The sequence below is a fragment of the Clostridium sp. Marseille-P3244 genome, assembly GCF_900120155.1.
GTDB lineage: Bacteria > Bacillota > Clostridia > Lachnospirales > Lachnospiraceae > Mediterraneibacter.
In genome coordinates this window covers 1,793,041-1,818,320 of the sequence record NZ_LT635549.1, presented here as the reverse complement: position 1 = coordinate 1,818,320, position 25,280 = coordinate 1,793,041, and the positions used below count along the sequence as shown (strand labels likewise).

Sequence of the window (25,280 nt, the reverse complement as noted above, 5' to 3'; positions counted from 1 at the left end):
TTCTTTTAAACGGCACCCTCTAAATTTTCTCTTGTCACATCCCTCAGCCATTTATAACTCCGGTAACGCCGGTACGTGACAGGAACTTTAATGATCTCGTCACTCATCAGGATGACATACACCACCGGCACACTCAACCGGAAAACAAAGGCCGCCAGAAATCCCAGCAGGATGGAACAGCACCACATGGTGCTCACATCCAGGATCAGGCCGAACCGGGTATCTCCTCCGGATCGGAAAATTCCCACGACCATCGTCGTATTGAACGCCTGTCCTACGACAAAATAGGACATAACAAAGAACATGAAACGAAGATACTGTTTCGCCGTTCCGGACAGCGCCAGCGCAGAAGCTGTGACCGGAGCCGCCGCCAGGATGATCAGTCCGCCCAGCACACCCATAATGATGCTCAGGATCACAAACCGTTTCGCATAGGCTTTCGCATGCTCCATTCGTTTTTCTCCTATGGTCTTCCCAAGATAGATTGCCGCCGCGCTGGAAAGTCCGAAGGACACCACCGTAGCCAGCTGTCTGGCCACCTGAGCCACCGAATTGGCCGCCACCGCGGAGCTTCCCATATGTCCCAGGATCGCGGTGTTCGCCGCTGTCCCCAGTCCCCACATCAGCTCATTAGCGACAACAGGAAGCGCATATTTCATAAAATCCCTGAACAGTGCCCTGTCCATGTGAAGTACATATTTCAGACGAAGTTTGATATCCTTATTAAAAAATCTGGAATATCCGATCACCAGCGCCACTTCCAGCACTCTGGCGCACAATGTCCCCAGCGCGGCTCCTTCCACCCCCATGGCAGGCAGGCCCAGAAGACCGAATATAAAGATAGAGTTCAGGATGATATTACAGAGAAGGGACAGCAGATAGACCACGGTCGCCACAACCACCCGCTCCACACTTCTCATGATATAGAGATAGGTCTGAGTGATTCCCATCAGTACATAATAGAAAGCCACAATACGCAGATATTTCACGCCTTCCGCGATGACCTCCGGATCACTGGTGAAGATCCGCATCAACAGATCCGGTATGGCAAGAGCCGCTGCCGTAAACAGGGCGGTCACAACAACCGCCGCTGTCACCGCCATTCCAAGAATCTTCTCGATTGCTTCCCTGTCTCCTCTCCCCCAGTACTGAGCCGTCAGAACTGTAGCGCCTGAAGTAAGCCCGAAGAGGAACAGCGTCATGATATACTGCACCTGTCCCGCCAGAGAGGCCCCGGACAGCGCCGTTTCTCCCACAGCCCCCAGCATGATGACATCCGCTGCTGTCACTCCTACGTTGATCAGATTCTGGAGAGCCATGGGCACTACCAGAGCAATCACTGTCCGGTAGAATTTCCCCCATTCGATTCCCAGACTGTTCTCATCCTTTCCTGTATACAGACTGTTTTTCCCCAACTGTCTCATTTTTTCTGTATCCGCCTTTTCCCCAGCTTATTCTCTTCCGTTAAAACAGTATGTGCATACCTTGCACGGTTCCAGGCCGATCGCCGCAAGAAGATCATCCAGTCTGTGGAACCTCAGAGTAGTAAAATTCTGGATCCTCCGGATTTCCTCCACCATATCCGCATAGCGGCAGGAATCGGGATCCGTATACTCCTCCAGAACTTCCTCGGGACAGCTGTCTCCTTCTTTTTCCCGGATGATCCTCCTTGTGATCAGATCCAGGTCGGATTTGGAACGGGAAAAATTCAAAAATTTACAGCCGAATACAAGGGGCGGGCAGGCAGGGCGGACATGCACTTCTTTTGCCCCGCTCTTATAAAGAAATTCCGTTGTCTCCCTGAGCTGTGTTCCTCTGACGATCGAATCATCGATCAGAAGCAGTTTTTTATTCTCGATCAGCGCCTGTACCGGGATCAGCTTCATGCGGGCGATCAGATCTCTCTGGCTCTGGTTCGTAGGCATAAAGGACCTGGGCCAGGTGGGCGTATACTTGATAAAAGGTCTCGCATAGGGGATACCGGATTCATTGGCATACCCGATGGCGTGGGCCACCCCGGAATCGGGCACCCCGGCCACTACGTCCGGATGTACAGAATCTCCGTCCCGTTTTGCCAGCATGCTTCCGCACCGGTAGCGCATTTCCTCCACACTGACACCTTCGTAAGAAGAAGTGGGATATCCATAATAGACCCATAAAAATGAGCAGATCTTCATTTTTTCTCCCGGCTGTACAAGAGTTTCAACTCCTTCCGGTGTGATAAAGGCAATCTCTCCCGGCCCCAGCTCTCTGTCATGTGTATATCCCAGATTCAGGTAGGCGAAATTCTCAAAAGAGACACAGTAGGCGTCTTTTTTGCGTCCGACCACAAGCGGAGTCCTTCCGTACCGGTCCCGGGCCGCGTATAGCCCGTCTTTTGTCATCAGGAGCAGAGTCAGAGACCCGTCTACAATTTTCTGGGCATACTGGATACCCTCCACGAGGCTTCCCTTTTTACAGATCAGAGACGCTACCAGCTCCGTAGCATTGATCTTTCCCCCGCTCATTTCCTGAAAATGGGAGTGTCCTTCATTAAAAGCTCTCCTTAAAAGTTCTTCCTCATTATTGATCTTTCCCACCGTGACAATGGCAAAACTGCCATGATGAGACTGGATGAGCAATGGCTGTGGCTCGTAATCAGAAATGCAGCCGATTCCCAGATTTCCCTTCATCTCCTCCACATCGCGTTCAAATTTTGTCCGGAAAGGAGAATTTTCTATATTGTGGATGGCCCGGCAGAACTCTCCATCCCCATACGCGGCCATTCCGCCTCTCCTTGTTCCCAGATGGGAATGGTAATCTACCCCGTAAAAAAGTTCCAGTATACAGTCGTTCTTTGATGCAACACCAAAAAATCCGCCCATGCGTTATCTGCCTCCTTTTTCTTCCTGTAATCAACATCATGCCTTAACAACCTGACTGTTATTCACCTTATACAGAATAAAGGAAGCAGGTTGGATAAGTCAATACCCAACCTGTTTCTGTGCCTTCTTCTTTGAGACGGCCAAAGTAACACATACCAGCGCCGCCGCGAACATCAGCTGGATTCCGATGCCCTGGAAGACTTCCGTCCGCAGACTCCCGCTGACGCTTCCATACCCTTCCAGAAGACCGTTTACGGTTTCATACCAGTATACCGGAAAGAACTGAGCCACCTGCTTTACTTTAGAGCTCAGCAGATCCATACCGACAAAAGTTCCGCAGAGAAAGCACATGCCCAGAGTTACAATGTTCACGACTCCGTTCAGGGCGTTGGTATCCTTCACCATCGAGCCGATCAGATAAGACAGGCTCAGAGACACGACCAGCAGAGCCAGGGAATTCAGGAGATAATAGAACATTTTTCCTCCTGCGACAAACACCTCTCCATAGAGCAGGAACACGACCCCTGTAGCGAGCACCCATAATCCTGCGGCCAGCACCCCCGCGGCAGCCAGGCCCTCCAGATTCTGTCTCCTCTCCGACACGGCAGAAGCGCGCATTCTTCCCGGAAGGCTCCCTCTGTGGAATCCGATCAGGATATACCCGAACACATAACAGACTACACTGAGGAACAGGTACGGAAGATATCGGTAATAGAATATATATGCAGGTTTCTCCCCCTCATTTCCGGAAAAATCAGCCAGGGACACTTCTGCCCGAGGCCGTTCCTCCATGGCGGTCAGGATCTCTTCTTCTGAAAATCCCGCGGACGCATAGCATCGGGCAAAGTTTATAAAATCATTTACCTGCTGATCCACATAGCTGCCGGCGTAAGTGCCGGGAACAGTCGTTACCTTCAGTCTCTCATCTCCATAGATACACTTCCGGGTAAAGTCCTCGGGGATCCTCAGGATATAGTCTACATTCCGGTAGAACAGGTCTTCCTGCAGCGCCTCTCTGTTGTTTTCCAGGATAATGATCTGATTTGTGTCTTCCAGATAATCGATCAGACTTCCGGCCATATCCCCGCCATCCTCATCCACCACACCTACGGGAACGCTCTGGGTCCGGTATCCGGACACAGAGTCCGTCCTCCCAAACTCCTGAAACATAACTGTAACGCAGAAAAAAATACCAAGATACATCAGGATAAGCCATTTATTCTTTTCTGCTATTTTCAGATAAGCTTTAAACACTGGCATAACGTTCCCTCCTTATCATGAGAAATGCTCCCAGAGCCATAAGTACGCACATAACTGCCAGAATGCCAAGATCCTGAGCGTATCTGCCGGGCGCGTCATATACGTTTACACAGTACAGAGCATCTGAGATCACTGCCGCCGGATTGATCCGGTTCAAAAGAGGCACTGCCCGGTCCACCGCGTTCTTGATATTGGCGTTCATCAGTCCTGCCAGAAAGCTGAAGGTCATAGAGGTCCCGATCAGGATCCCGATCTTGATCCCCTCTCCCATTTTACCGATACTGCTGACAAAGAGCCCCAAAGTTACTCCGATCATGCTGCCCAGCAAAAGGACCGGGATCATCTCTGCCACAGAACCGGTAAACTCCAGTCTCAAGATATATTTCATAAAAAAGAGCAGGATCAGCTGATTTGCAAAATGGATGACAAAATCTACTGCCAGCTCTGACAGGATCAGTTTCATCCTGTGAGCCGGCGAAACACATCTGCGGGCTGCCAGGGCGCTTAAGTTTGCCTGCAGCTCCATGGCTGAGCCAAACCCGATGAAGCAGCCGTACAGACAGGCCATTCCGATCATCGCATAAAAAAACTGCGCGGTGGTATTGGTCGTCCTGCCTCCGACAGAGACCTGCTCTACCGCTCCTCCATATTCTTCCATTTCCCGGATGGCGGCAGAAAGTCCCTCCGGATGGGTTTTCGCCACGTCTTCAAAGGTCTGTTTTCCCTCCTCATAGCTTTCCAGGATCATCTGCAGGATACTCTGCGGCAGCCCGTTTCCCGCCACGGTCAGAGAAGAATTCTCTCCCGCGTAATAGATCCCGTCAACTTTCTGTTCCTCCAGCGCTTTTAAAGCTTCCTCTTCTGTCATTTTCTGTAACCGGATCATGTCTGAACTCCCCGCCATAGTATCGAGAAAGTCCAGAAAAGTTTCTCCTCCCTCTTCTTCCACCACCGCCACGGGGATCGTCTCAAAATCGGCCTCTTCCATGGTCCCGATCGCAAAATACATCAGAGTCGTCAGAACAAGAGGAAAGACCAGAGGCCAGAATACGACATTAAAATTTCTCAGTTTCGATTTCAGTGAATATTTTATAAGATGCAACATATCCATATTTCCTCCGTTTTCCCCTCAGTCCCTCAGCTGTTTTCCTGTGATCTCAAGGAAAACATCATTCAAAGTGGGCAGCTCCGAAAATACTCTTCCAAAAAGGATCCCCCGGTCCTGAAGGAAAGCCAGAAGCCGAATCAGATTACTCTTTGCGCCTGTGCACCGCACCGTCAGCATCTGATCCGCATAGGAGACGTCAAACACGTGGGGCAGTTCTCTGATGCCCTCCAGGATCTCCTCGTCCAGCGCGACAGCCTCGATGGTCACCGTCTCTCCTGTCCGGATCATGCCTTTGAGTTCTTCCTTTGTTCCCGAGGCAATGACACGGCCGTGATCCATAATGGCAATCCTCGTACAGATCTGCTCTACTTCTTCCATATAATGTGAGGTATAGATGATCGTAGAACCCTGTCGGTTCAGTTCACAGATCCCTTCCAGGATCCTGTTCCTGCTCTGTGGGTCCACAGCTACAGTGGGTTCATCCAGTATAATGAGCCGGGGCCTGTGGGCGATCCCGCAGGCGATATTCAGTCTTCGCAGGAGCCCGCCGGAGAGCTTCTTGGGAAATGTCTTCCGGTAATCTTCCAGTCCTGTGAAACGGATGGCATCTTCCACAAGGCACTGCCTTCGTTTTTTATCTTTTATATAAAGTCCGCAGAAATAATCAATATTGTCTCTGACATTTAATTCCTCAAAAACCGCTACGTCCTGCATGACCACGCCAATCTCCCGCTTGACTCTGTAATTGTCAGGCGCCATCTCCTCTCCCATAATGCGGATACTGCCTTTGTCAAATTTCAGAAGAGCCAGCATGCAGTTAATGGCTGTCGTCTTTCCGCTTCCGTTTGGCCCCAGCAGGCCAAAAATCTCCCCTTCTCTTACATTCAGGTTGAAATGGTCCAGCGCCACAAGATCGCCGTATCGCTTGACAAGATTCTCTATCTGTATCATCTTTCTACCTCCTTGCTATGTTTACAATACAGTTTTTCCGGGCAGACCGGTAGTGTGAAGTGTCATTTTCTCCTGTGACAATTGTCATATACCACGCATTTTCTTTGCTCTTTTACTGAATATATACTATACTATAATTATCTTACGGAAAGGAAACGGCTTTGGCCGGCCCGCTTATGAGACATCTGCTGAACCTGGCGGTACTGATGATGTTCTGCCTGTGCCCGTTGTTTTTTATATCCCCTGACAGAGGCTACGTGGCAGCCTTTTTATATTGTGTCAGTCTTTGCTGCCTGAACTCTTTTATTGACAGTATCCTTCTTTTCAGGCTTCTCATCATATGCTGGATGTCATTCGGATTCTTATGTCCGGAGTTCCTGTTTTTCTTTCCGATGATCCTGTATCTTCTTTCAGAGAGAAAACAGTTATTCCTTTTTATCTCCTGCTGTATCCTCTTTTTTATCCTGGCGTCTATAAACAGCCTGCCTGCCATCCTCATCTATATCGAAGGATGTTCCGGAGCAGCTGCTGTCTTCCTTCAGTACAGGACCTCTCAGGAGGACTCTTTGCGGACATCGTTAAAACATATCCGGGATGACAGCATGGAGCGGGATATCCTGCTGACAGAGAAAAACCGTGCTCTTCTTGAAAAACAGGACTATGAGATCTATACGGCCACACTGAGAGAGCGCAACCGGATCGCCAGAGAGATCCATGACAATGTAGGGCATCTCCTTTCACGTTCTATCCTCCTTGTGGGAGCCGCGAAAGCGGTCAGCCGTGAGAAAGGCAGCGCTCTGGGGCAGTCTCTGGACTCCCTGGACATGACGCTGAACTCAGCCATGGACAGTGTAAGGAAAAGTGTCCATGATCTGCATGATGACGCGGTAAACCTGGAGGAAGCAGTATCCTCCCTGGTCCATGATTTCAGCTTCTGTCCTCTGGACTTTATCTGTGATGCAGGCCCGGTTATTCCCCGGGATGTAAAATACAGCTTCATCAGCATTGTAAAAGAGGCGCTGTCCAATATCATCCGGCACAGCAATGCCACCCATGCCATCGTTACGATCCGGGAACATCCTGCGTTCTACCGGCTCAGCATAGAAGATAACGGTACCGGCGCAGCCGTGAAAGACACGGGCATCGGTCTTCTGAACATGAAAGAACGGATCCGTTCACTGAACGGCTGTCTGCAGGTAATGACAGAGAATGGATTCCGGATATATATTACGATCCCAAAGGAGAATTCCATATGAAACTGGTACTGATCGACGACGACTGTCTTGTTGTGAACGCCCTGAAAACAATCCTGGAAGCACAGCCTGACTTTGAGGTGACGGCTGTAGGAGAGGATGGAAAAGACGCACTGACACTCTATCGGAAACACAGGCCTGATGTACTCCTGATGGATATCCGAATGAAAGAAATAAGCGGGCTCGACGCCTCGGAAGAGATCCTTCAAGAATTTCCCGACGCCAGGATCCTTCTGCTCACTACTTTTACCGACGATGAATATATCGTGAAGGCACTGCGCTGCGGGGCAAGAGGATATCTTTTAAAGCAGGACTATCAGAACATTGCTCCGGCTATACGGGCGGTATGCTCCGGTCAAAATGTGTTCGGAGATGAGATCATCGCGCGGCTGCCGGACCTTTTTCAGAAAAAGCCTGCTTTTGATTATGCCGCTCACGACATCGGCGAACGGGAACTGGACATCATCCGTCTGATCGCCGAAGGACTCAGCAATAAGGAGATCGCGTCCCGGCTGTATCTGAGCGAAGGGACCGTAAGAAATTATCTGAGCAATATCCTGGATAAACTGGATCTGCGGGACCGGACCCAGGTTGCTGTCTTCTATCTTCAGAGACAGTCCTTTCGCCCGGACGCAGGATAAATTTATGTCAATAACAAAGGAGGCTGTCTATGTCAACTCAATCACCAGATCTGGTACCTGATCCTGCCCAGCATCTCAAACCCATTGACATGATCGCGGGATTTCCGGTGCGGCCCGGATTCTTCCGTGATTTCGGCGCCACGGTTATCCCCGGCGGTGTCAGCTTTACGATCCAGTCACACGGAGCCGTTTCCTGCGAGCTTCTGCTGTTCCACCGTGAAGCAGAAGAGCCGTTCGCGGTCCTGAAATTTCCGGACAATTACCGGATCGGTTTCTGCTATTCCATGATCGTATTTGGACTTGACATCGGGGAATTCGAATACGCCTATCGGCTGGATGGCCCTTATGATGAAAAGAAGGGGCTCCGCTTCGACAAAACAAAACTCCTTCTGGACCCTTACGCAAAAGCCGTTACAGGCCAGAGCCGCTGGGGACACAGAAACAATATGGCTCATGGATACCGCGCCCGGGTGGTCCAGTCCAACTTTGACTGGGGTCCGGAACGGCAGCGGCAGATCCCAATGGAAGATCTGGTCATCTATGAGCTTCATGTCCGGGGCTTTACAAAGGATGCTTCATCCAACGTAACATGCCCGGGCACCTTTCAGGGGCTGAAAGAGAAGATCCCTTATCTGAAAGAACTGGGGATCAACGCGGTAGAGCTGATGCCCATCTTTGAGTTTGACGAGATGAGGGATGCCCGGCAGGTAAACGGCAGGCTGCTTCTGGACTATTGGGGATATAATCCGGTCAGTTTCTTCGCTCCGAATACCAGTTACAGCTCTTCTGCCGAATACAACAGAGAAGGCCTGGAACTAAAAAATCTGATCCGGGAACTCCATGATAATGACATTGATGTGATCCTGGATGTAGTTTTCAACCATACCGCTGAAGGAAATGAGACGGGTCCCTGCTTCTCTTTCAAGGGATTTGACAATAATATTTACTATATGCTGACACCGGATGGAAATTATTACAATTTCAGCGGCTGCGGAAATACTCTGAACTGTAATCACCCCGTCGTCCAGGATATGATCCTGGACTGTCTGCGCTACTGGGTGATCGAATACCGGGTAGACGGATTCCGCTTTGACCTGGCTTCTATCCTGGGCCGAAATGAAAACGGCGTACCTATGAACCAGCCGCCGCTCCTGCGCAATCTGGCATTTGACTCGATCCTTGGGAATGTCAAGCTGATCGCCGAGGCATGGGACGCGGGCGGCCTCTACCAGGTAGGTTCTTTCCCCTCCTGGAAACGCTGGGCGGAATGGAACGGCCGCTACCGGGATGACATGCGCTGTTTTCTCAAGGGGGATCCCGGCATGTCCAAACTTGCGGCCCAGAGAATGACCGGCTCGCCGGATCTCTACGATCCGGTATACCGGGGCGGCAACGCGTCCGTAAACTTTCTCACCTGCCACGATGGTTTTACCCTCCGTGACCTGTATAGTTACAACCTGAAACACAACCTGGCCAACGGATGGGACAATACAGATGGATTTAATGACAACAACAGCTGGAACTGCGGAGCGGAAGGAGAGACCGATGACAGGGAAATCCTTGCACTGCGCGCGCGTATGATGAAAAACGCCTGCGCAGTGCTCATGTGCAGCCGCGGGACGCCCATGTTTCTTTCCGGCGATGAATTTGGGGATACCCGGGGAGGAAACAACAATCCGTACTGTCAGGACAATGAGATTTCCTGGCTGGACTGGCGCCTCCTGGACAGCAACCGGGATCTTTTCGAATTCTTCCGGTATATGATCGCTTTCCGCAAAAAGCATCCTGCCATCCGCAGAGATCTTGAACCCAGCTATATCGGATTTCCATCCATGAGCATCCACGGACTCACGCCCTGGGAACCGGACGCTCTGGAAAGTTCCTTTGTATCCTGTGTACTCTTTGCGGGATATGACGATGTCTCCGGTGAAGAAGATCTTGTGTATGTAGCCGTAAACTCTCACTGGCTTCCCGCCCAGATGACCGTCCCCGACCTGCCAGACGGGTATTTGTGGAAGATCGCGGTAAATACCGGTGATCCTGTGCGGCAGGCCTTCTCCGAAAACCAGATGCCTGTGGCGTCAAAGCATCTGCTTCTGGGAGAACGCTCGGTAATCGTCCTGACCGGAGTCCGGAAATAGTCTATTGCTAATTTTTTCTTTTATGGTAGAATATAAACGTTAAATCTAACAGTTTATTCATTCACAGACATATGACCATAATGATATAAGGAGGAATTCTGACATGCATTGCTTCAGAAAAGTAACAGACGATCTATACTGGGTTGGGGGAAGTGACCGCAGGATTGAGCTTTTCGAGAATATTTTTCCCCTCTCGGACGGCGTATCCTACAATTCCTATCTCCTTCTCGACGAAAAGACCGTTCTCTTTGATGCCACGGATCACTCCGTCGGCCGCCAGTTTCTGGAAAATGTCCGGGCTGTGCTGGACGGCCGTACACTGGATTACCTGGTAGTAAACCACATGGAGCCGGACCACTGTGCCATGATCGAAGATCTGGTGCTCCGCTATCCTGATCTGCAGATCATCGGGAATCCCAAAACTTTCCCCATGATCGAGCAGTTCTTCGGATTTGATCTGGCGGGCCGGAAGGTCACAGTAAATGAGGGAGATACTTTTTCCTCCGGGAAACACACCCTCCACTTTGTGATGGCTCCAATGGTCCACTGGCCTGAAGCCATGATGACCTACGATGAAAAGGACAAAATCCTGTTCTCCGCTGATGCCTTCGGAACATTCAAGGCACTGAACGGAAATATCTTCAATGATGAGGTAGATTTTGACCGGGACTGGCTGGATGAGGCCCGCCGCTATTATACGAATATCGTTGGAAAATATGGCATCCAGGTGCAGAATGTGCTGAAGAAAGCTGCCGGACTGGATATTCAGATGATCTGTCCCTTACACGGGCCTGTGTGGAGGACAAACCTGGATTACATTATCGGAAAGTATGATCTCTGGAGCAAATACGAGCCGGAAGTCAAGGGTGTGATGATCGCCTATGCGTCTATGTACGGCAATACAGAAAACATGGCGGAAATCCTGGCATCCATGCTGGCGGAAGAAGGCATAAAGGATATCCGGATGCACAACATCTCCAAAACCCATGTGTCCGAACTGATCGCTGACAGCTTTAAATACAGCCATCTCGTTCTTGCCGCTCCCACCTACAATAACGGTATCTATCCGCTGATGGACAATTATCTGGAAGATATGAAGGCTCTCGCGCTCCAGAACCGCACAGTAGCAGTCCTCGGGAACGGTACATGGGCGCCTCAGTCCACAAAACTGATATCCGCGAAGATCGAGGAGATGAAGAACATGACCCTGATCGAGCCGAATATTACGATTCGGTCTTCTGTAAAGGAAGCACAATTTGAAGAGTTAAAATCTCTCAGCAGACAAATCGCGGAAGAAGTGTTATAATAATAATCGCTTTACATAACGTCTACAAAGGAGGAGTTCTTATGAAGTTAGTGATCACTATGAGCCGACGTTTTGGGACCGGAGCAAGCCTCATTGCACAAGAACTTTCCGAGCGGCTTGGCATTCCCGTGTATGATAAGGCTTATATTGAACAGAAGCTGCATGATCATATGTATGAAAGCGAGGCGGAAGCAATCCGCAGGCTGGCTGAGAAGCCCTGCATCATCCTTGGACGCTGCGCGTCTGACATCTTGAAGGACAAGATGAATGTTCTGAACATTTTTGTCTGCGCGGACAAAGAAGACCGAATCCGCAGAATCATGGAGAAAGAGCATCTTACCTACGATCAGGCAAAAGAGCTGGTCGAGACGACAGATGATGAACGCGCTGCTTATTATTATGAGCATACCGGGAAGACATGGGGTGATGTAAATGACTACCACATGATCCTGGACACTTCCGAATTAGGCGTGGAGAACTGTGCTGATATCCTGATGCACTATTTTGAAAAACTGGAATATATCTGATCTTTTCAAATGTTCCCGATACTTTTCGGGGCTGATACAAATCTTATTTTAGAAATGAAGAAAACCCGGAAGGACCCAATATCCTGCCGGGTTTTCTGTCTGGTATTCATTTTCTGATCAGTATGGAAGCGGCATCACTCCGCTGCCTGCCCGCTGTCTGTTTCGTCTGCGGTTTCTCCTGTATCCCCGGTCGTTTCTTCTCCGGAATCGGTCCCGTTTTCTTCTGTGGTTCCTTCGTCCGTGCTCTCATCTTCCGAGGTGGTGATCGTAACCCCGAGATCCTCGAAATCAACCTTTCTCCAGACTTTCTCTTTCACGTCGATCTCTATTCCGTTGCGCCATTCTTCCAGAAGAGAATCATACTGATCCTGCCGGCGCTCTTCCACGATGTTTTCTTTCTCAGTGTCCGTCGCTTCTCTGTCCAGCAGACTGGTCAGTCTGGCCACATAAAGTCCGTTGTCTGTCTCTACTACATCTGTCACGTCTCCCTCATTCTCCAGCGCATCCGCGGCAGCTACAAGATCTGTATTGGGAGAAGTGCTCTCTCCGTCAAACGTAGCAGTCTGAACTTCTGCTCCCAGCTCAGCGGCCACTGTCTCCATATCCTCTCCGCCGGCTGTCCGGTCCGCCAGAGTCTGTGCCGTAGTCTTCAGGCTTTCTTTTTCCGCGTCCGTCAGATCTGTCACTTCTCCGGACTCCTCATCTGTGGATGTATAAGAGAAAAATACGTACTGCATGCTCTTCTGCGCGGCTTCCTCATCTGATACTTCTTCATCCACGCCCTCTTTCATCTTGCTGTCCATCTTTGACTGGATAGTGGCCAGCTCCAGATATTTTTCGATATCTTTCTTATAACCGGAAACTGCTTCTTTTGCCTCATCCGTATTATCTGCCGAGAACTGTTCCGCGGCATCGGATATCGCCTGTTCTTCCTCCTCAGTCAACGATACCTCATAATCGTCCGCATGCTGGGCAATAATATACATATTCTCCAGATTTTCCATAATAGTGTCTTTTATCGACTCTTCAAATGTATGATCCTCATCGTAGTCCTGACTCCACATCTCTTCTGCTGTGGTTCCCATCATACCCGCATAGTATGTCTCATATTCACCTTGAGTCATCCTTGCATAAAAGTTAGCGACCCCCAGTGTGATCTCCTCATCACCCACTGTAGCAACCACAGCTTCTGTATCTACTGAGCCGCTGCATCCCGTAACAGCCGCTGCTGTGAATACTCCCGCTGCTGTCAGTACCACGGCTTTTTTTCCAAATCGTACCATAATAGCCTCCTCTGTCTCTGCATAATACACTGATACATTATATCGTGTTTTCGTATGACTAACAAGTGAAAACTTAAATTCTTCATTAAACTCCGAAAAATCATCTGTCAGTTAAGCTGAAGTGTCTTTAAATCCTCTGCTATTTTCCGCGCGGTCTCTAAAACGGACTCCCCGGCGCTCTTCCCACTCCTGCCCTTCTTCTGCCAGAGGAAACAGGGAGGTTCTTCTGCCCGGAATGTAAGGTCACCGTGGTATTGCGCCAGAAGTCCGGGTATCTTTCCCGGATCGATCCTGGCTTTTTCATACATGGTAAATTTCAGAGTCTGTCCTTTCTGCTCCACCGCTGTCACATACGCAGAGTGCGCCAGTCCCTTGAAAGCAGCTATATGAAGCAGCTGCTGGACCTTTCTGGGAATATCTCCGAACCGGTCAATCAGCTCTTCGGTCATATCGTCCAGCTCTTCCTCGTTTTCAATTGCCGCGATCCGTTTATAGATATCCAGCTTCTGATACTCATTTTTAATATATGACTCCGGAATATAAGCATCTATGTTCAGATCTACCGAAGTGGAGAAGCTTTCCTCGTCCCCTCCGCCCTTCAGCCGCTTTACTGCTTCATTGAGCATTTTACAGTAGAGATCATACCCCACAGCTTCCATATGACCGCTCTGGGCCTCTCCTAGAAGATTCCCGGCTCCCCGTATCTCAAGGTCTCTCATGGCGATCTTGATGCCAGATCCCAGATCGGTAAATTCCCGGATCGCCGCCAGCCGCTTCTCTGCCACCTCTTTTAACAGTTTATCTCTCCGGTAGAGCAGGAATGCGTAGGCCATCCGGTTGGAACGTCCCACTCTTCCTCTGAGCTGATAAAGCTGAGAAAGACCGAACCGGTCCGCGTCATGGATAATGATCGTGTTTGCATTGGGAATGTCAAGCCCGGTCTCAACGATAGTCGTAGAGACAAGGACATCGATATCTCCGTTGACAAAGTCATACATGATATCTTCCAGCTGACGTTCGCTCATCTGCCCGTGGGCAAACGCCACACTGGCGTCCGGGACCAGCTTCTGTACTTTTCCGGCCACATCGGCGATATCACTGACCCGGTTATAGACATAGTAGACCTGTCCGCCCCGTGACATTTCCCTCTCGACAGCTTCCCGTACCATCTCATCATTATATTCCATGACATAGGTCTGGACAGGCATCCGGTCCATGGGCGCTTCTTCCAGCACGCTCATGTCCCGTATCCCGATCAGGCTCATGTGAAGCGTCCGCGGGATGGGGGTGGCGGTCAGGGTCAGAACATCCACATTTTCCCGCAGTTTCTTGATCTTCTCCTTATGTCCCACACCAAATCTTTGTTCCTCATCTATGATCAATAATCCCAGATCTTTATAGCCCACATCTTTTGACAAAACACGATGAGTCCCGATCACAATATCTACCAGTCCCTTTTTCAGATCTGCCACCGTCTTGTTCTGCTGTGCCGGAGTCCTAAATCTGCACAGAAGATCGATCCGGACCGGAAAGTCCCGAAACCGCTGCACAAATGTATTGTAATGCTGTTGAGCCAGTATCGTAGTCGGCACTAGGTAGACGACCTGCTTTCCCTCCTGAACAGCCTTGAACGCGGCACGGATCGCAATCTCCGTCTTTCCATATCCGACATCACCACAGATCAGACGGTCCATGATCCTGGTACTCTCCATATCACGCTTTGTATCTTCAATCGCCTGGATCTGATCCTCTGTCTCTTCAAAAGGGAACATTTCCTCAAATTCCCGCTGCCAGACCGTATCCGGTCCATAGACAAAGCCTTCTGCCTGCTCTCGCGCCGCATAGAGTTCCACCAGATCCTGTGCCACAGCCTGCACTGCCTTTTTCACCTGGCTCTTTGTCTTTCCCCACTGAACCGTGCCAAGCTTGTTCAGCCGGGGTTTTCTTCCTTCTGTCCCCGCATACTTCTGTATCAGATCCATCTGAGCGACCGGAATATACAGAACCCCTCCGGACGCGTAGGATATTTTCATATAATCTTTGACAACTTTTTCGACTTCGATCTTCTCAATTCCTTCATAAATACCGATGCCATGGTTTTCATGGACCACATAGTCTCCGGGTTTGAGTTCAGTAAAGTCCTGGATCTTCTGGCCTTCATATTTTCTGCGCCGCTTCTTCTTTCTCCTGCGTCCGAAAATATCTGTCTCTGAAATAACCATGAACTTCAGCAAAGGGTACTCGTAACCTTCCGCGATATATCCGCAGGAGACCATGATCTCCCCCGGATTTACCGTTCTCTCCATATCCTCGCTGTAAAAACTGCTCAGGTCATAGTCTCTTAAATCTTCCGCAAGACGCTTTGCTCTCGTCCGGGATCCGGAAAGAAGAACCACTCGGTATCCACTTCTCTTCAGGCGCTTCAGATCCCTTGTGAGGAATTCAAAACTGTTATTGTAAGGGTTCACGCCTTTAGCCTGAAGCCGGAAGATCTGTCTGACATGAAACATCCCGCACTTGGACTCCAGCGTAGTCAGACCGAATCCGCTGTACAGATTCATCTGCCCGATAATATCCTTTGTCTGAAATACCTGAAGTCCGTCTCCTGCCTCTTCAGAGATCCCTGCGTTTATACGGCTTTCCAGGCTGCCGAAATATTCCTGTTCTGTCGTCTCCGCGGTCTCCTGCAGACGCTGGGGCTCATCCAGAAAAAGAAGCGTTTTCTCTTTCGGGAAATACTCCAAGAAGGAAACGGTGTCCATTCCGCCCCGCCAGTTTTCGGATGCCGGATAAATAACGGCCTCTGTCAGATTTTCCACGGATCTCTGGCTCTCCACGTCAAAGCTTCTGATCGAATCGATCTCGTCTCCCCACAGTTCGATCCGGACCGGCATTTCCTCTGTCAGAGGGAACACATCCAGGATACCTCCCCGGACCGCGAACTGCCCCGGCCCTTCGATCTGATTCTCTCTCTCGTATCCTATGGAAACAAGCCTGGCCTCAAAATCTTCCAGATCGATCTCATCCCCGGCTAAGAGGCAGATCCGCTCCTTCCGGATCTCTGCCGGATGAGGCAGGCCGTCCAGGAAAGCGTCCATTGTAGTGATCACAGTGACAGGAGCTCCCTCCTCTTTTTCGATCAACGCCCGTATTACCTGCATACGCCGGTCCGTCAGAGCTTTCCCTTTGATATCCGCATAATAGAAAAGGAGATCTCTTGCCGGATACAGATAAACGTCATCTGTAAAAAGGCGGTATTCTTCATACGCCTTCTTCGCGTTTTCTTCACCAGAAAAAGCGATGACTCTGTATTCACAGCCATCGCCCAGAGCATACATCAGATGAGTCTTCTGGGAGTTCACACACCCGGCGATCTGTATGATGCCTTTCTCTTTCTTTCTGTCTCTTAAAATATCCTGATAATCCGCAAGTTCTGTAAGCGGCGCAAGTAAAGCCTGCATGGTATCCTGTCTTTCCTCTCTGCATTTCTGTGGCGCTTTATGACTCCCGCTGTTCCTCTTTCTTCTTGCGGTTGTACTCGTTCATCGCCTCATCGATCCGGCCTGACATGATCAGTTCCACAGCCCGGACCGCCCTGTCATACCCTTCATCCATCTGTTCCCTCTCCGCTCTTGAAAAATGACCCAGCACATAATCCGCAAGGTCATATCCCTTTGGTTTTTCACCCACACCGACTTTGATACGCGGAAACACCTGCGTTCCCAGATGCGCAATGATATTTTTGATTCCGTTGTGTCCGCCGGCGCTTCCTTTTGCCCGGATCCTGAGCTGGCCCACATCCAGGCTCACATCATCATAGATCACCAGCAGTTCCCTCTCCGGATCTATCTTATAGTAATCGGTGAGGCTCAGGATGCTCTCCCCGCTTAAATTCATATATGTCTGAGGCTTTGCCAGGATCACCTTCTGTCCTTCAAGGATCCCTTTCCCGATCAATGCCCGGTGCTTTTTCATATTCACTTCTATATTGTATTTCTCTGCGATCCTGTCTATTACTTCAAACCCCGCGTTATGTCTCGTTCCCTCATACTGTCTGTCCGGATTTCCCAGTCCTGCTATGATAAACATCCTTCATCCTCTTCCTGTTGTTTCTATTTACTGCAAAGCTATTTTACAGCATCCACCACGGTTTGTCCACGCAAAAGAAAGTGATCCTTTCCCGAATATTTTTCTTTTCCGGGTCATACACTTATAAAAAAGCTGACTGCCGCAAATCCGGCAGCCGGGTCTATCGGGAGGTAACTCTATGAGTTCCAGAACAAAAATCGTCGTCCTGCATATGAAGGAGATCATCTACACTGCCATATTCGCGGCACTTGGGATCCTTCTCATTGTCCTGCTCGTCATCATGTTCCGGCCTGACGGGAAGGCGGACGGCAAAAATACGGGGAAACAGTATAATCCCGGCATCTATACTTCTTCCCTGACACTGAACAACACAAATCTGGAGGTAGAAGTATCTGTAGATGAATCCCGGATCAACTCCATACGGTTCTCCAATCTGGATGAAACGGTAACTGCCATGTTTCCTCTCATCCAGCCCGCCATAGAGGATATCGCGGATCAGATCTATGAGACTCAGTCCCTTGAGGACATCTCTCTTTCAGAAGATACACCTTACACGTCCCAGATCATCCTCGATGCCATTAAAGAAGCCGTTGAAAAAGCCGCAGTCGATTAAACTGCGGCTGACTTCTTGCCTTATCCCTCCACGATCAGGTAAGTACCATCCGGAAGAGGAAATACCTCTGCCGCCTCTTCCAGTTCTTCCGTGGCCATTCCCTCCATATCCACGCCTTCTTCTTCAAAATATTCTCTTACTTCCTCGAGAGAATCCACGACCACTGCCATACAGTCCTCCAGAAATGCCTCAGCCTCCTCCAGATTCTCTGCCACCGGTTCATCAAACAGCTTCCTCTGTTCTTTTAAAAATGTCAGGAGACATTCTTCGCTGTATCCGCTCATTTAGCTTTCCTCCCATTTTTCATCCGTATCATTTCCGACTTCTTCCTGCTGCGACTTCTCCGCGATCTCAAGGATCTGATCCGGTGAGTCCACGATCCAATCCGGCGCCGCATCCTTCAGAACTTCCAGCGACCTGAATCCCCAGCTGACAAGAATCGTGTCCATCCGTGCTGCTTTCCCCGTCGCGGCGTCAACTTCAGAGTCCCCGATATAGAGCGTCTCTTCCGGTCTTACTCCAAAAAATCTTGCCATGGAAAGAAGCGCAGCCGGATTTGGTTTTCTCGGAACACCCTCTCTCTGCCCCTGGACCTGATCAAACATATCTCGTCCAAAAATCTCGTCCACCACATGAACCGCCTGTCGGTGGGGCTTATTTGAAAGCACTCCCAGCTGGATCCCATGCTGTCTCATTCTATCAAGGATGGCAGGCATTCCTTTATAAGGCTCCACCTTATAAGTACAGTTGGCGTCAAATATACGCTTGTAGACAGAAAATGCCTCATCAAAGTGAACATGTCCGGAATCTCCTCCTGCCTCTAACGCTTTCTCGATCAGCACTTTTGCTCCGTTTCCCACGAACTTCCGGCACTGATCCCGCGTAATTCCGGGAAATCCGATCTCTTTCATCGTCTCATTGACAGAAAAGGTCAGAGATTCCAGTGTATCTGTCAATGTTCCGTCCAGATCAAATATGCATGCTCTATACATGGCTTCCTTCCTCCTTCTGTTTTTTATCCTTTTTTATGATAGTATGAAGCCATGAAAATTTCAATCATTTTCTCAGTCTGATTCTGCTCTGCTTTTCTCCTCAGTCTCCCAGGAGATATCTGCGCATGATTTTCAGAGCGTTTTTTTCCAGACGGCTTACCTGTGCCTGGGAAATATTGATCTGCTCCGCCACTTCCATCTGTGTTTTTCCTTCAAAAAAACGAAGCGTAATGATATAACGTTCCCTCTCATTGAGCCGCTCCATGGCCGCTTCCAGAGAAAGCTCTTCCACCCAGTTTTCTTCCTTGTTCTTTTTGTCGCTGACCTGGTCCATGACATAGAGGGTATCTCCGCCATCGCTGTATACCGGTTCATGAAGACTCACAGGCATCTGGATGGCGTCCAGAGCAAATACCACATCTTCTTTCGCGATCCCGATCTCATCCGCGATCTCCTGGACCGTGGGCTCTTTCATATGCTGCCGTATATATCCTTCCTTGGCATAAATCGCCTTATACGCAGTATCCCGCAGAGATCTGCTCACCCGGATGGGACTGTTGTCCCTCAGATAACGCCGGATCTCCCCGATGATCATGGGAACGGCATATGTGGAAAATTTCACCATTCTGGTCGGGTCAAAATGGTCCACTGCCTTCATAAGTCCCACACATCCGATCTGAAACAGATCATCGGCATTTTCACTGCTGCTCTCAAAACGTTTGATCACGCTCAGAACAAGTCTCAGATTTCCCTTAATGTACTTTTCCCTTGCCTCTTCATCCCCGGCTTTGATCTTCTTAAACAGCTCTTCTTTCTCCTCTTCCTTCAAAAGAGGCAGTTTGGATGTGTTCACTCCGCACAAGTCTACCTTATTTGCCATCATCGCAAGAATCCTCCTAAGCATTTTCTAATTAGAATGATTCTCACTCCGGCAGAAAGATATTCCGGATACGGGAAAATTTTATAAACTTTTAGCCCTTGACAAAACCGGACTTTCCGTCTTTCTTACGGTTCCCATTTATCGGCCAGATTGTTGACCTGAGCCTCAAATTTGGCTTTGTCTTTGTTGGACAGCCCTTCATTCTTATAGATTACTTCCAGCAGACGTTTTCCTGCAGCCACCAGCCGGTCAAAGGCGGTTTCTGCCCTTCGCTGCGACGCCTTTTTCGGCTTCACGGGAATACGTATTCCCTCGTTCACGATCTCATTTAAGATCAGATCAGCCTCACAGCCCGGGAAAGGAGCCCATGCGCTGTATCCGAATTTTTCCCGGATCGTCTGGGCAAATCCGTCTGTCACACTGTCCTCCCCATGTACAACGAACACTCTCTGGACCGGTGACCGGAAAGCGCCGATCCAGCTAAGAAGCCCTTCCTTGTCCGCATGCCCGCTGACTCCGTGAAGGCTCTCGATCCGCGCGCGCACTTCGATAGGCTCACCGAACAGCCTGACGTTCTTCTCCCCTTCCAGAAGCCGCCGTCCCAGTGTGCCGGCAGCCTGATATCCGACGAACAGGATCGTACATTCCGGCCGCCAGAGATTGTGTTTCAGATGGTGACGGATCCGGCCCGCGTCACACATTCCGGACGCAGATATGATCACCTTCGGTCTCTCGATAAAATTGATCATCTTTGAATCTTCGCTTGTGGTAGATGTGTGAAGTCCCTCAAATACCAGAGGATTGACTCCTGAATCCACCAGTTTCATTGCCTCTTCATCAAAGCATTCTCTCATATTCCTGGTAAAAACTTTTGTGGCCTCAATCGCCAGCGGACTGTCCAGATACACTTCAAAATCCCTGTATTCGGGCAGTAGATCTTTTTCCTTGATCTCCCGGATAAAATACAGCATCTCCTGGGTCCTTCCCACCGCGAACGAAGGGATCACCACATTGCCGCCCCGGGCAAATGTCTCTTTCAGGATCCTGGTAAACTCTCCTACATAGTCCGGTTTCTCTGCCGCGTGGACACGGTCCCCATACGTAGATTCCACAACAACATAATCCGCCGTTTCTGTATAACCGGGATCCTTGATGATCGGCTGATCTATATTCCCCACATCCCCCGAGAAAACGATCTTTTTTGCCACTCCATTCTCTGTTGCCCATACCTCGATACTTGCGGATCCCAGCAGATGGCCCACGTCTGTGAAACGGATCTGGATGCCGTCACAGATCGTCAGCCTCTCCCCATACTGGCACGGAACAAAAAGTTCGATGGCATCCAGAGCGTCCTGCATCACATATACAGGCTCAAACTCCGGCTTCCCTGCTCTTTTGCCCTTTCGGTTGCGCCATTCTGCCTCAAACTCCTGGATGTGCGCGCTGTCACGCAGCATAATGCTGCACAGATCCGCCGTCCCGTAGGTGGCAAATATCTGTCCTCTAAACCCGTTCTTCACAAGCCTGGGAAGCATTCCGGAATGGTCGATATGCGCGTGAGTAAGCAGCACATAGTCCACATCCTTCTCCGGGATCGGAAGGCCCGGATTCTCATACAGATCCGGCCCCTGTTCCATCCCGCAGTCTATCAGGATCCGTTTCCCTGCCGCTTCCAGCAGATGGCAGCTTCCTGTCACCTCATGAGCAGCCCCGACAAAAGTAAGTTTCATAATACTTCACCGCCTTATAACCATGCCTTATTTCTGAAGGAGATGATCAATCAGACGGTACCCGTCTTCTAAATAGATCCCGGTATCCCGTCCTGTTTTTTCACTGTAGACTTCCTGCCCCTCCAGATCTGCCGTACTGTCATACAACATATAGGGCACCGGATCTGACGTATGAGTCCTTACCCGCACAGGAGTCGGATGATCCGGCAGGATCAGCATGCGGCAGTCGATATTCTTCTCTTTCAGAGCTTCTGTCACCGGTCCGATGATCTTTTCATCGATCGATTCTATGGCTCTGATCTTATCTCCCGCGCTGCCCTGATGCCCCATCTCATCCGGAGCCTCTATATGTACATAGACAAAATCATATCCGTCCTCTGACAGTGCCTTTACCGCCGCAGCAGCCTTGCCTTCGTAATTGGTGTAAAGGCCTCCGTTTGCTCCCTCCACAACGATATTGTGCATCCCGGCGCCTACCGCGATCCCCTTAAGCAGGTCCACCGCTGAGATCATGGCGCCCTTTACTTTGTTCTTTTCCTGGAAGGAAGTGAGAGCCGGCCGCGTGCCGGCACCCCAGAACCATGCGGAGTTGGCCGGATTTTTCCCTTCACTTCGGCGTTTCTGATTGACGGGATGATCTTTTAGTATCTCATAACTCTTTTTCATCATGTCCCGCAGGATAAGATCCCCGGGAAGATAGTCTCCGATTCGTTTTGTCAGAATATCATGGGGCGCCGTCAGCTCCACCGTAGATCCTCCATTCCAGATCAGCAGATGCCGGTAGCTGGTGCCCACATAGAAAGTATATCCCTGCCGCTCAAGTCCGGCTTTCAGCGCCTCGATAAGCTCAGACGCCTCCTCCGTGGATATCTCCCCGGAGCTGTGATCCAGAATGATCCGATCCTCGTATCTGTCCTGTTCCTCTGAAAGAGTGACCAGATTGCAGCGGAATGAAACATCCGATGGCCCCATCTTGGCTCCGATACTCAAAGCTTCCAGCGGGGAACGCCCGGAATAATATTTCCTGGGATCATAGCCGATCACGGACAGATTTGCCGTGTCGCTGCCCGGAGACATTCCCTCCGGCACAGTGCGTACCATACCGATCTCAGAACGCTTTGCCAGCCGGTCCATATTCGCTGTGCGCGCGGCCTCTAGAGGCGTTCTCCCGCCAAGGCTCTCCAACGGCTCATCAGCCATTCCGTCACACAGGATAACCATATATTTCATCTCTGTCTCAGTCCTCTCTTCCCTGTTCCTCTATCCGGATCATATGCAGAATCCCCTGGAATGCTTCTGCTTTCTTTCTGTATTCTCCCTCACTCATGGTTTCCGTCACCACACCGAATTCATTGTCCAGTCCTGCTGCTTTCACAAACCGTACAGGGCCGAACAGCGCTTCCGTCTCTTCTCTTCTGTTCTCCGGATCGCCTTCTGCACGGAAGAAGAACTTTCTGCGCGTATTCTCAATGGGAAGCAGATCCAGCTTTTCATTCTTCCACATCGTCATAATATTCCGGTGGAGATGTTTCGCCTCGTCGACCACATCGGCCACTACAGCGCTGGCCGTAGGAAGCTTTCCTGCTCCACTCCCGTAGAACATGGCGTCGCCAAGCATATTTCCATTTACGAACACTGCGTTGAACACATCATTTACACTATAGAGCGGATGATCTTTGTCCAGAAGAGCCGGAGCCACGATAGCATGGAGATACTGTCCCTGCCGTTTGCTGGACGCAAGGAGTTTAATGGTCATCCCCAGCTCTTTCGCATAGAGCATATCCTCTTTTGTAATTTGGGTAATGCCCTCTGTATAAATATCTTCAAAATCCACCTGATGCCCGGAGATCAGCGAGGAGAGAATCGCGATCTTCCGGCAGGCATCGTAGCCTTCCACGTCTGCTTCCGGATTCTGCTCCGCGTACCCGTTTGCCTGGGCCTCTTTCAGGACTTCTTCGTAATCTGCTCCCTCATAGAACATCTTGCTGAGCATATAGTTAGTCGTCCCGTTTAATATCCCTGTGATCTCCTCGATCTTATCTGCTGTCAGACAGGAATTCAGGACGCGGATGATGGGAATCCCTCCTCCCACACTTGCCTCAAACAGGAAATTCAGTTCTCTGTCTCTGGCGATGGAGAGCAGTTCGGCTCCATGCTTTGCCACAAGAGCTTTGTTGGACGTGACTACACTCTTGCCGGCCTCCAGGCAGCGCCTGACAAATGTATATGCAGGCTCGATGCCTCCCATAACCTCAACAACAATACGGATCTCCGGATCATTGATGATCACGTCAACGTCATGGACGATCTTCTCCTGCACCGGATCTCCCGGGAAGTCTCTAAGATCCAGAACGTACTTGATATTGATCTCATCTCCCGCGCGCTGATTGATCACAGAACTGTTTCTGCTGATCACTTCCACCACGCCGGAACCCACTGTGCCATATCCCATTACCGCTATATTTACCATTGCCTTCTCCTTTTTATGTATTTCTCTTATAGTCGCCGAACAGGCCCCGGCTCACTCACCGGATGCCTGTTCTGTGTTCATGCTCAGATATGCGTTGATAAACGGATCAATATTGCCGTCCATAACGCCGTTTACATTGCTGACCTCCGTATTTGTCCTGTGATCCTTCACAAGTGTGTAGGGCTGCATCACATAGGACCGGATCTGATTCCCAAAATTAATATCCCGGACCTCTCCCCGGATATCAGACATCTTCTCGGCCTGCTCCTGCTGTTTCATAAGATACAGCTTGGACTTGAGCATCTGCATGGCCTTGTCTTTGTTCATGTGCTGGGAACGCTCATTCTGACACTGGACCACGATTCCTGTCGGCAGATGGGTAATCCGCACTGCCGAAGATGTCTTGTTGATGTGCTGGCCGCCCGCGCCGCTGGAGCGGTATGTGTCGATCTTCAGATCATCGTCATTGATCTCGATATCGATATCCTCCTCGATATCCGGGATCACATCGCAGGACGCAAAGGAGGTCTGCCTCTTGCCTGCCGCGTTGAAGGGGGAAATGCGGACAAGACGGTGTACTCCCTTTTCCGAGCGGAGATAGCCGTAGGCGTTCTCGCCCTTCACTTCGAAAGTGACACCCTTGATGCCGGCCACATCTCCTTCCAGATAGTCCAGCTCTTCCACGTCATATCCTTTTTTCTCAGCCCACCTTGTATACATGCGGTACAGCATGCCTGCCCAGTCACAGGATTCTGTTCCTCCGGCGCCCGCATGGAGCGTCACAATAGCGTTGTCCCTGTCATACGGACCTGTCAGAAGAGTCCCGATCCTCAGTTCCTCAAACGTCTCCTCGAACTGTCCCAGTTCTTCCTCGATCTCCCGGGATGTCTCCTCATCCGGTTCCTCCTCGCTCATCTCGATCAAAAGCTGAAGATCCTCATAATCGGTTGAGAGCTTTTCAATCTGTTTGACAGAGTCCTGAAGGCCTTTCAGTTCCTTCATCACCTTCTGGGATTCTTCCGGATCATCCCAGAATCCCGGTTCCTCCAGCCGCTTCTGGAGTTCTTCCACTCTTAGCTTCTTTGAAGCCAGGTCAAAGTGAATCCCTCAAATCTTTCAGCGGTTCCTCGTAAGCAGTCAGTCTTGACTTTAATTCATCCAGTAAAACCACC

General features: G+C 50.2%; 21 protein-coding genes. 6 read left to right on the top strand and 15 right to left on the bottom strand.

The window, feature by feature from the left end; genetic code table 11:
- Positions 1 to 5: 5 nt before the first annotated feature.
- The 5 genes from BQ7367_RS10450 to BQ7367_RS10430 form a co-directional block, all read right to left on the bottom strand.
- The gene (locus BQ7367_RS10450; protein ID WP_072525381.1) at positions 6 to 1,424 is read right to left on the bottom strand and encodes an MATE family efflux transporter; all 1,419 of its coding nucleotides are present in this window, start codon (positions 1,422 to 1,424) and stop codon (positions 6 to 8) included.
- A gap of 27 nt (positions 1,425 to 1,451) precedes the next feature.
- On the bottom strand, positions 1,452 to 2,864 hold the full coding sequence (locus BQ7367_RS10445; protein WP_072525380.1) for an amidophosphoribosyltransferase: 1,413 nt from the start codon (positions 2,862 to 2,864) through the stop codon (positions 1,452 to 1,454).
- 99 nt (positions 2,865 to 2,963) lie between these two features.
- Positions 2,964 to 4,124, bottom strand: a complete 1,161-nt coding sequence (locus BQ7367_RS10440) for an ABC transporter permease (RefSeq protein ID WP_072525379.1) — start codon at positions 4,122 to 4,124, stop codon at positions 2,964 to 2,966.
- Entirely contained in the window at positions 4,111 to 5,235 is a 1,125-nt protein-coding gene (locus tag BQ7367_RS10435) for an ABC transporter permease (protein ID WP_235837592.1), read from the bottom strand. Before BQ7367_RS10435 ends, BQ7367_RS10440 begins: the two co-directional genes overlap by 14 nt.
- An 18-nt stretch (positions 5,236 to 5,253) precedes the next feature.
- Positions 5,254 to 6,183, bottom strand: coding sequence for an ABC transporter ATP-binding protein (locus BQ7367_RS10430; protein WP_072525378.1), 930 nt, complete (start codon positions 6,181 to 6,183; stop codon positions 5,254 to 5,256).
- Between the two features lie 566 nt (positions 6,184 to 6,749).
- On the opposite strand from BQ7367_RS10430, the gene BQ7367_RS14845 reads away from it, so the two are divergent.
- The 5 genes from BQ7367_RS14845 (at position 6,750) to BQ7367_RS10405 (ending at position 12,051) form a co-directional block, all read left to right on the top strand.
- Positions 6,750 to 7,439 carry a sensor histidine kinase gene (locus tag BQ7367_RS14845; RefSeq protein WP_235837591.1) on the top strand — a complete coding sequence of 230 codons (690 nt, stop codon included), beginning with the start codon at positions 6,750 to 6,752 and terminating at the stop codon, positions 7,437 to 7,439.
- Complete coding sequence (locus tag BQ7367_RS10420) at positions 7,436 to 8,077, top strand: response regulator (protein ID WP_072525377.1); 642 nt, start codon at positions 7,436 to 7,438, stop codon at positions 8,075 to 8,077. Before BQ7367_RS14845 ends, BQ7367_RS10420 begins: the two co-directional genes overlap by 4 nt.
- A gap of 29 nt (positions 8,078 to 8,106) precedes the next feature.
- Positions 8,107 to 10,218 (top strand): glycogen debranching protein, encoded by a 2,112-nt coding sequence (locus tag BQ7367_RS10415; RefSeq protein ID WP_072525376.1) that lies wholly within the window; start codon positions 8,107 to 8,109, stop codon positions 10,216 to 10,218.
- Positions 10,219 to 10,321: 103 nt separating this feature from the next.
- Positions 10,322 to 11,524, top strand: coding sequence for an FprA family A-type flavoprotein (locus tag BQ7367_RS10410; protein WP_072525375.1), 1,203 nt, complete (start codon positions 10,322 to 10,324; stop codon positions 11,522 to 11,524).
- 41 nt (positions 11,525 to 11,565) lie between these two features.
- A complete protein-coding gene (locus tag BQ7367_RS10405; RefSeq protein ID WP_072525374.1) occupies positions 11,566 to 12,051 on the top strand; it encodes a cytidylate kinase-like family protein in 486 nt (161 codons plus the stop codon).
- 134 nt (positions 12,052 to 12,185) lie between these two features.
- Here BQ7367_RS10405 and BQ7367_RS10400 read toward each other — a convergent pair whose 3' ends face one another.
- The 3 genes from BQ7367_RS10400 to pth all read right to left on the bottom strand — a co-directional run bounded on the left by BQ7367_RS10400 (position 12,186) and on the right by pth (position 17,423).
- Complete coding sequence (locus BQ7367_RS10400) at positions 12,186 to 13,334, bottom strand: peptidylprolyl isomerase (protein WP_072525373.1); 1,149 nt, start codon at positions 13,332 to 13,334, stop codon at positions 12,186 to 12,188.
- 107 nt (positions 13,335 to 13,441) lie between these two features.
- Complete coding sequence (mfd, locus tag BQ7367_RS10395) at positions 13,442 to 16,795, bottom strand: transcription-repair coupling factor (RefSeq protein ID WP_072525372.1); 3,354 nt, start codon at positions 16,793 to 16,795, stop codon at positions 13,442 to 13,444.
- Positions 16,796 to 16,832: 37 nt separating this feature from the next.
- A complete protein-coding gene (gene pth, locus BQ7367_RS10390) occupies positions 16,833 to 17,423 on the bottom strand; it encodes an aminoacyl-tRNA hydrolase (RefSeq protein ID WP_072525371.1) in 591 nt (196 codons plus the stop codon).
- 178 nt (positions 17,424 to 17,601) lie between these two features.
- On the opposite strand from pth, the gene BQ7367_RS10385 reads away from it, so the two are divergent.
- Positions 17,602 to 18,036: an FMN-binding protein gene (locus BQ7367_RS10385; protein ID WP_072525370.1), complete on the top strand. Its 435-nt coding sequence runs from the start codon at positions 17,602 to 17,604 to the stop codon at positions 18,034 to 18,036.
- 20 nt (positions 18,037 to 18,056) lie between these two features.
- Here the strand turns inward: BQ7367_RS10385 and BQ7367_RS10380 are convergent, their stop codons facing one another.
- From BQ7367_RS10380 to prfB, 7 genes are all read right to left on the bottom strand, one after another.
- On the bottom strand, positions 18,057 to 18,320 hold the full coding sequence (locus BQ7367_RS10380; protein WP_072525369.1) for a glyoxalase: 264 nt from the start codon (positions 18,318 to 18,320) through the stop codon (positions 18,057 to 18,059).
- On the bottom strand, positions 18,321 to 19,028 hold the full coding sequence (locus BQ7367_RS10375; RefSeq protein WP_072525368.1) for an HAD family hydrolase: 708 nt from the start codon (positions 19,026 to 19,028) through the stop codon (positions 18,321 to 18,323).
- A gap of 100 nt (positions 19,029 to 19,128) precedes the next feature.
- The gene (gene sigG, locus BQ7367_RS10370) at positions 19,129 to 19,911 is read right to left on the bottom strand and encodes an RNA polymerase sporulation sigma factor SigG (protein WP_072525367.1); all 783 of its coding nucleotides are present in this window, start codon (positions 19,909 to 19,911) and stop codon (positions 19,129 to 19,131) included.
- Positions 19,912 to 20,033: 122 nt separating this feature from the next.
- Positions 20,034 to 21,638: an MBL fold metallo-hydrolase RNA specificity domain-containing protein gene (locus BQ7367_RS10365; protein WP_072525366.1), complete on the bottom strand. Its 1,605-nt coding sequence runs from the start codon at positions 21,636 to 21,638 to the stop codon at positions 20,034 to 20,036.
- 27 nt (positions 21,639 to 21,665) lie between these two features.
- Positions 21,666 to 22,868 carry a cofactor-independent phosphoglycerate mutase gene (locus tag BQ7367_RS10360; RefSeq protein WP_072525365.1) on the bottom strand — a complete coding sequence of 401 codons (1,203 nt, stop codon included), beginning with the start codon at positions 22,866 to 22,868 and terminating at the stop codon, positions 21,666 to 21,668.
- A 7-nt stretch (positions 22,869 to 22,875) separates the two neighbouring features.
- The gene (locus tag BQ7367_RS10355) at positions 22,876 to 24,108 is read right to left on the bottom strand and encodes a homoserine dehydrogenase (RefSeq protein ID WP_072525364.1); all 1,233 of its coding nucleotides are present in this window, start codon (positions 24,106 to 24,108) and stop codon (positions 22,876 to 22,878) included.
- 51 nt (positions 24,109 to 24,159) lie between these two features.
- A protein-coding gene (gene prfB / locus BQ7367_RS10350) for a peptide chain release factor 2 (protein WP_143143010.1) occupies positions 24,160 to 25,279 on the bottom strand; the annotation gives its coding sequence in 2 pieces (ribosomal slippage) (positions 24,160 to 25,203 and positions 25,205 to 25,279; 1,119 coding nt in all).
- Position 25,280: the final 1 nt, after the last annotated feature.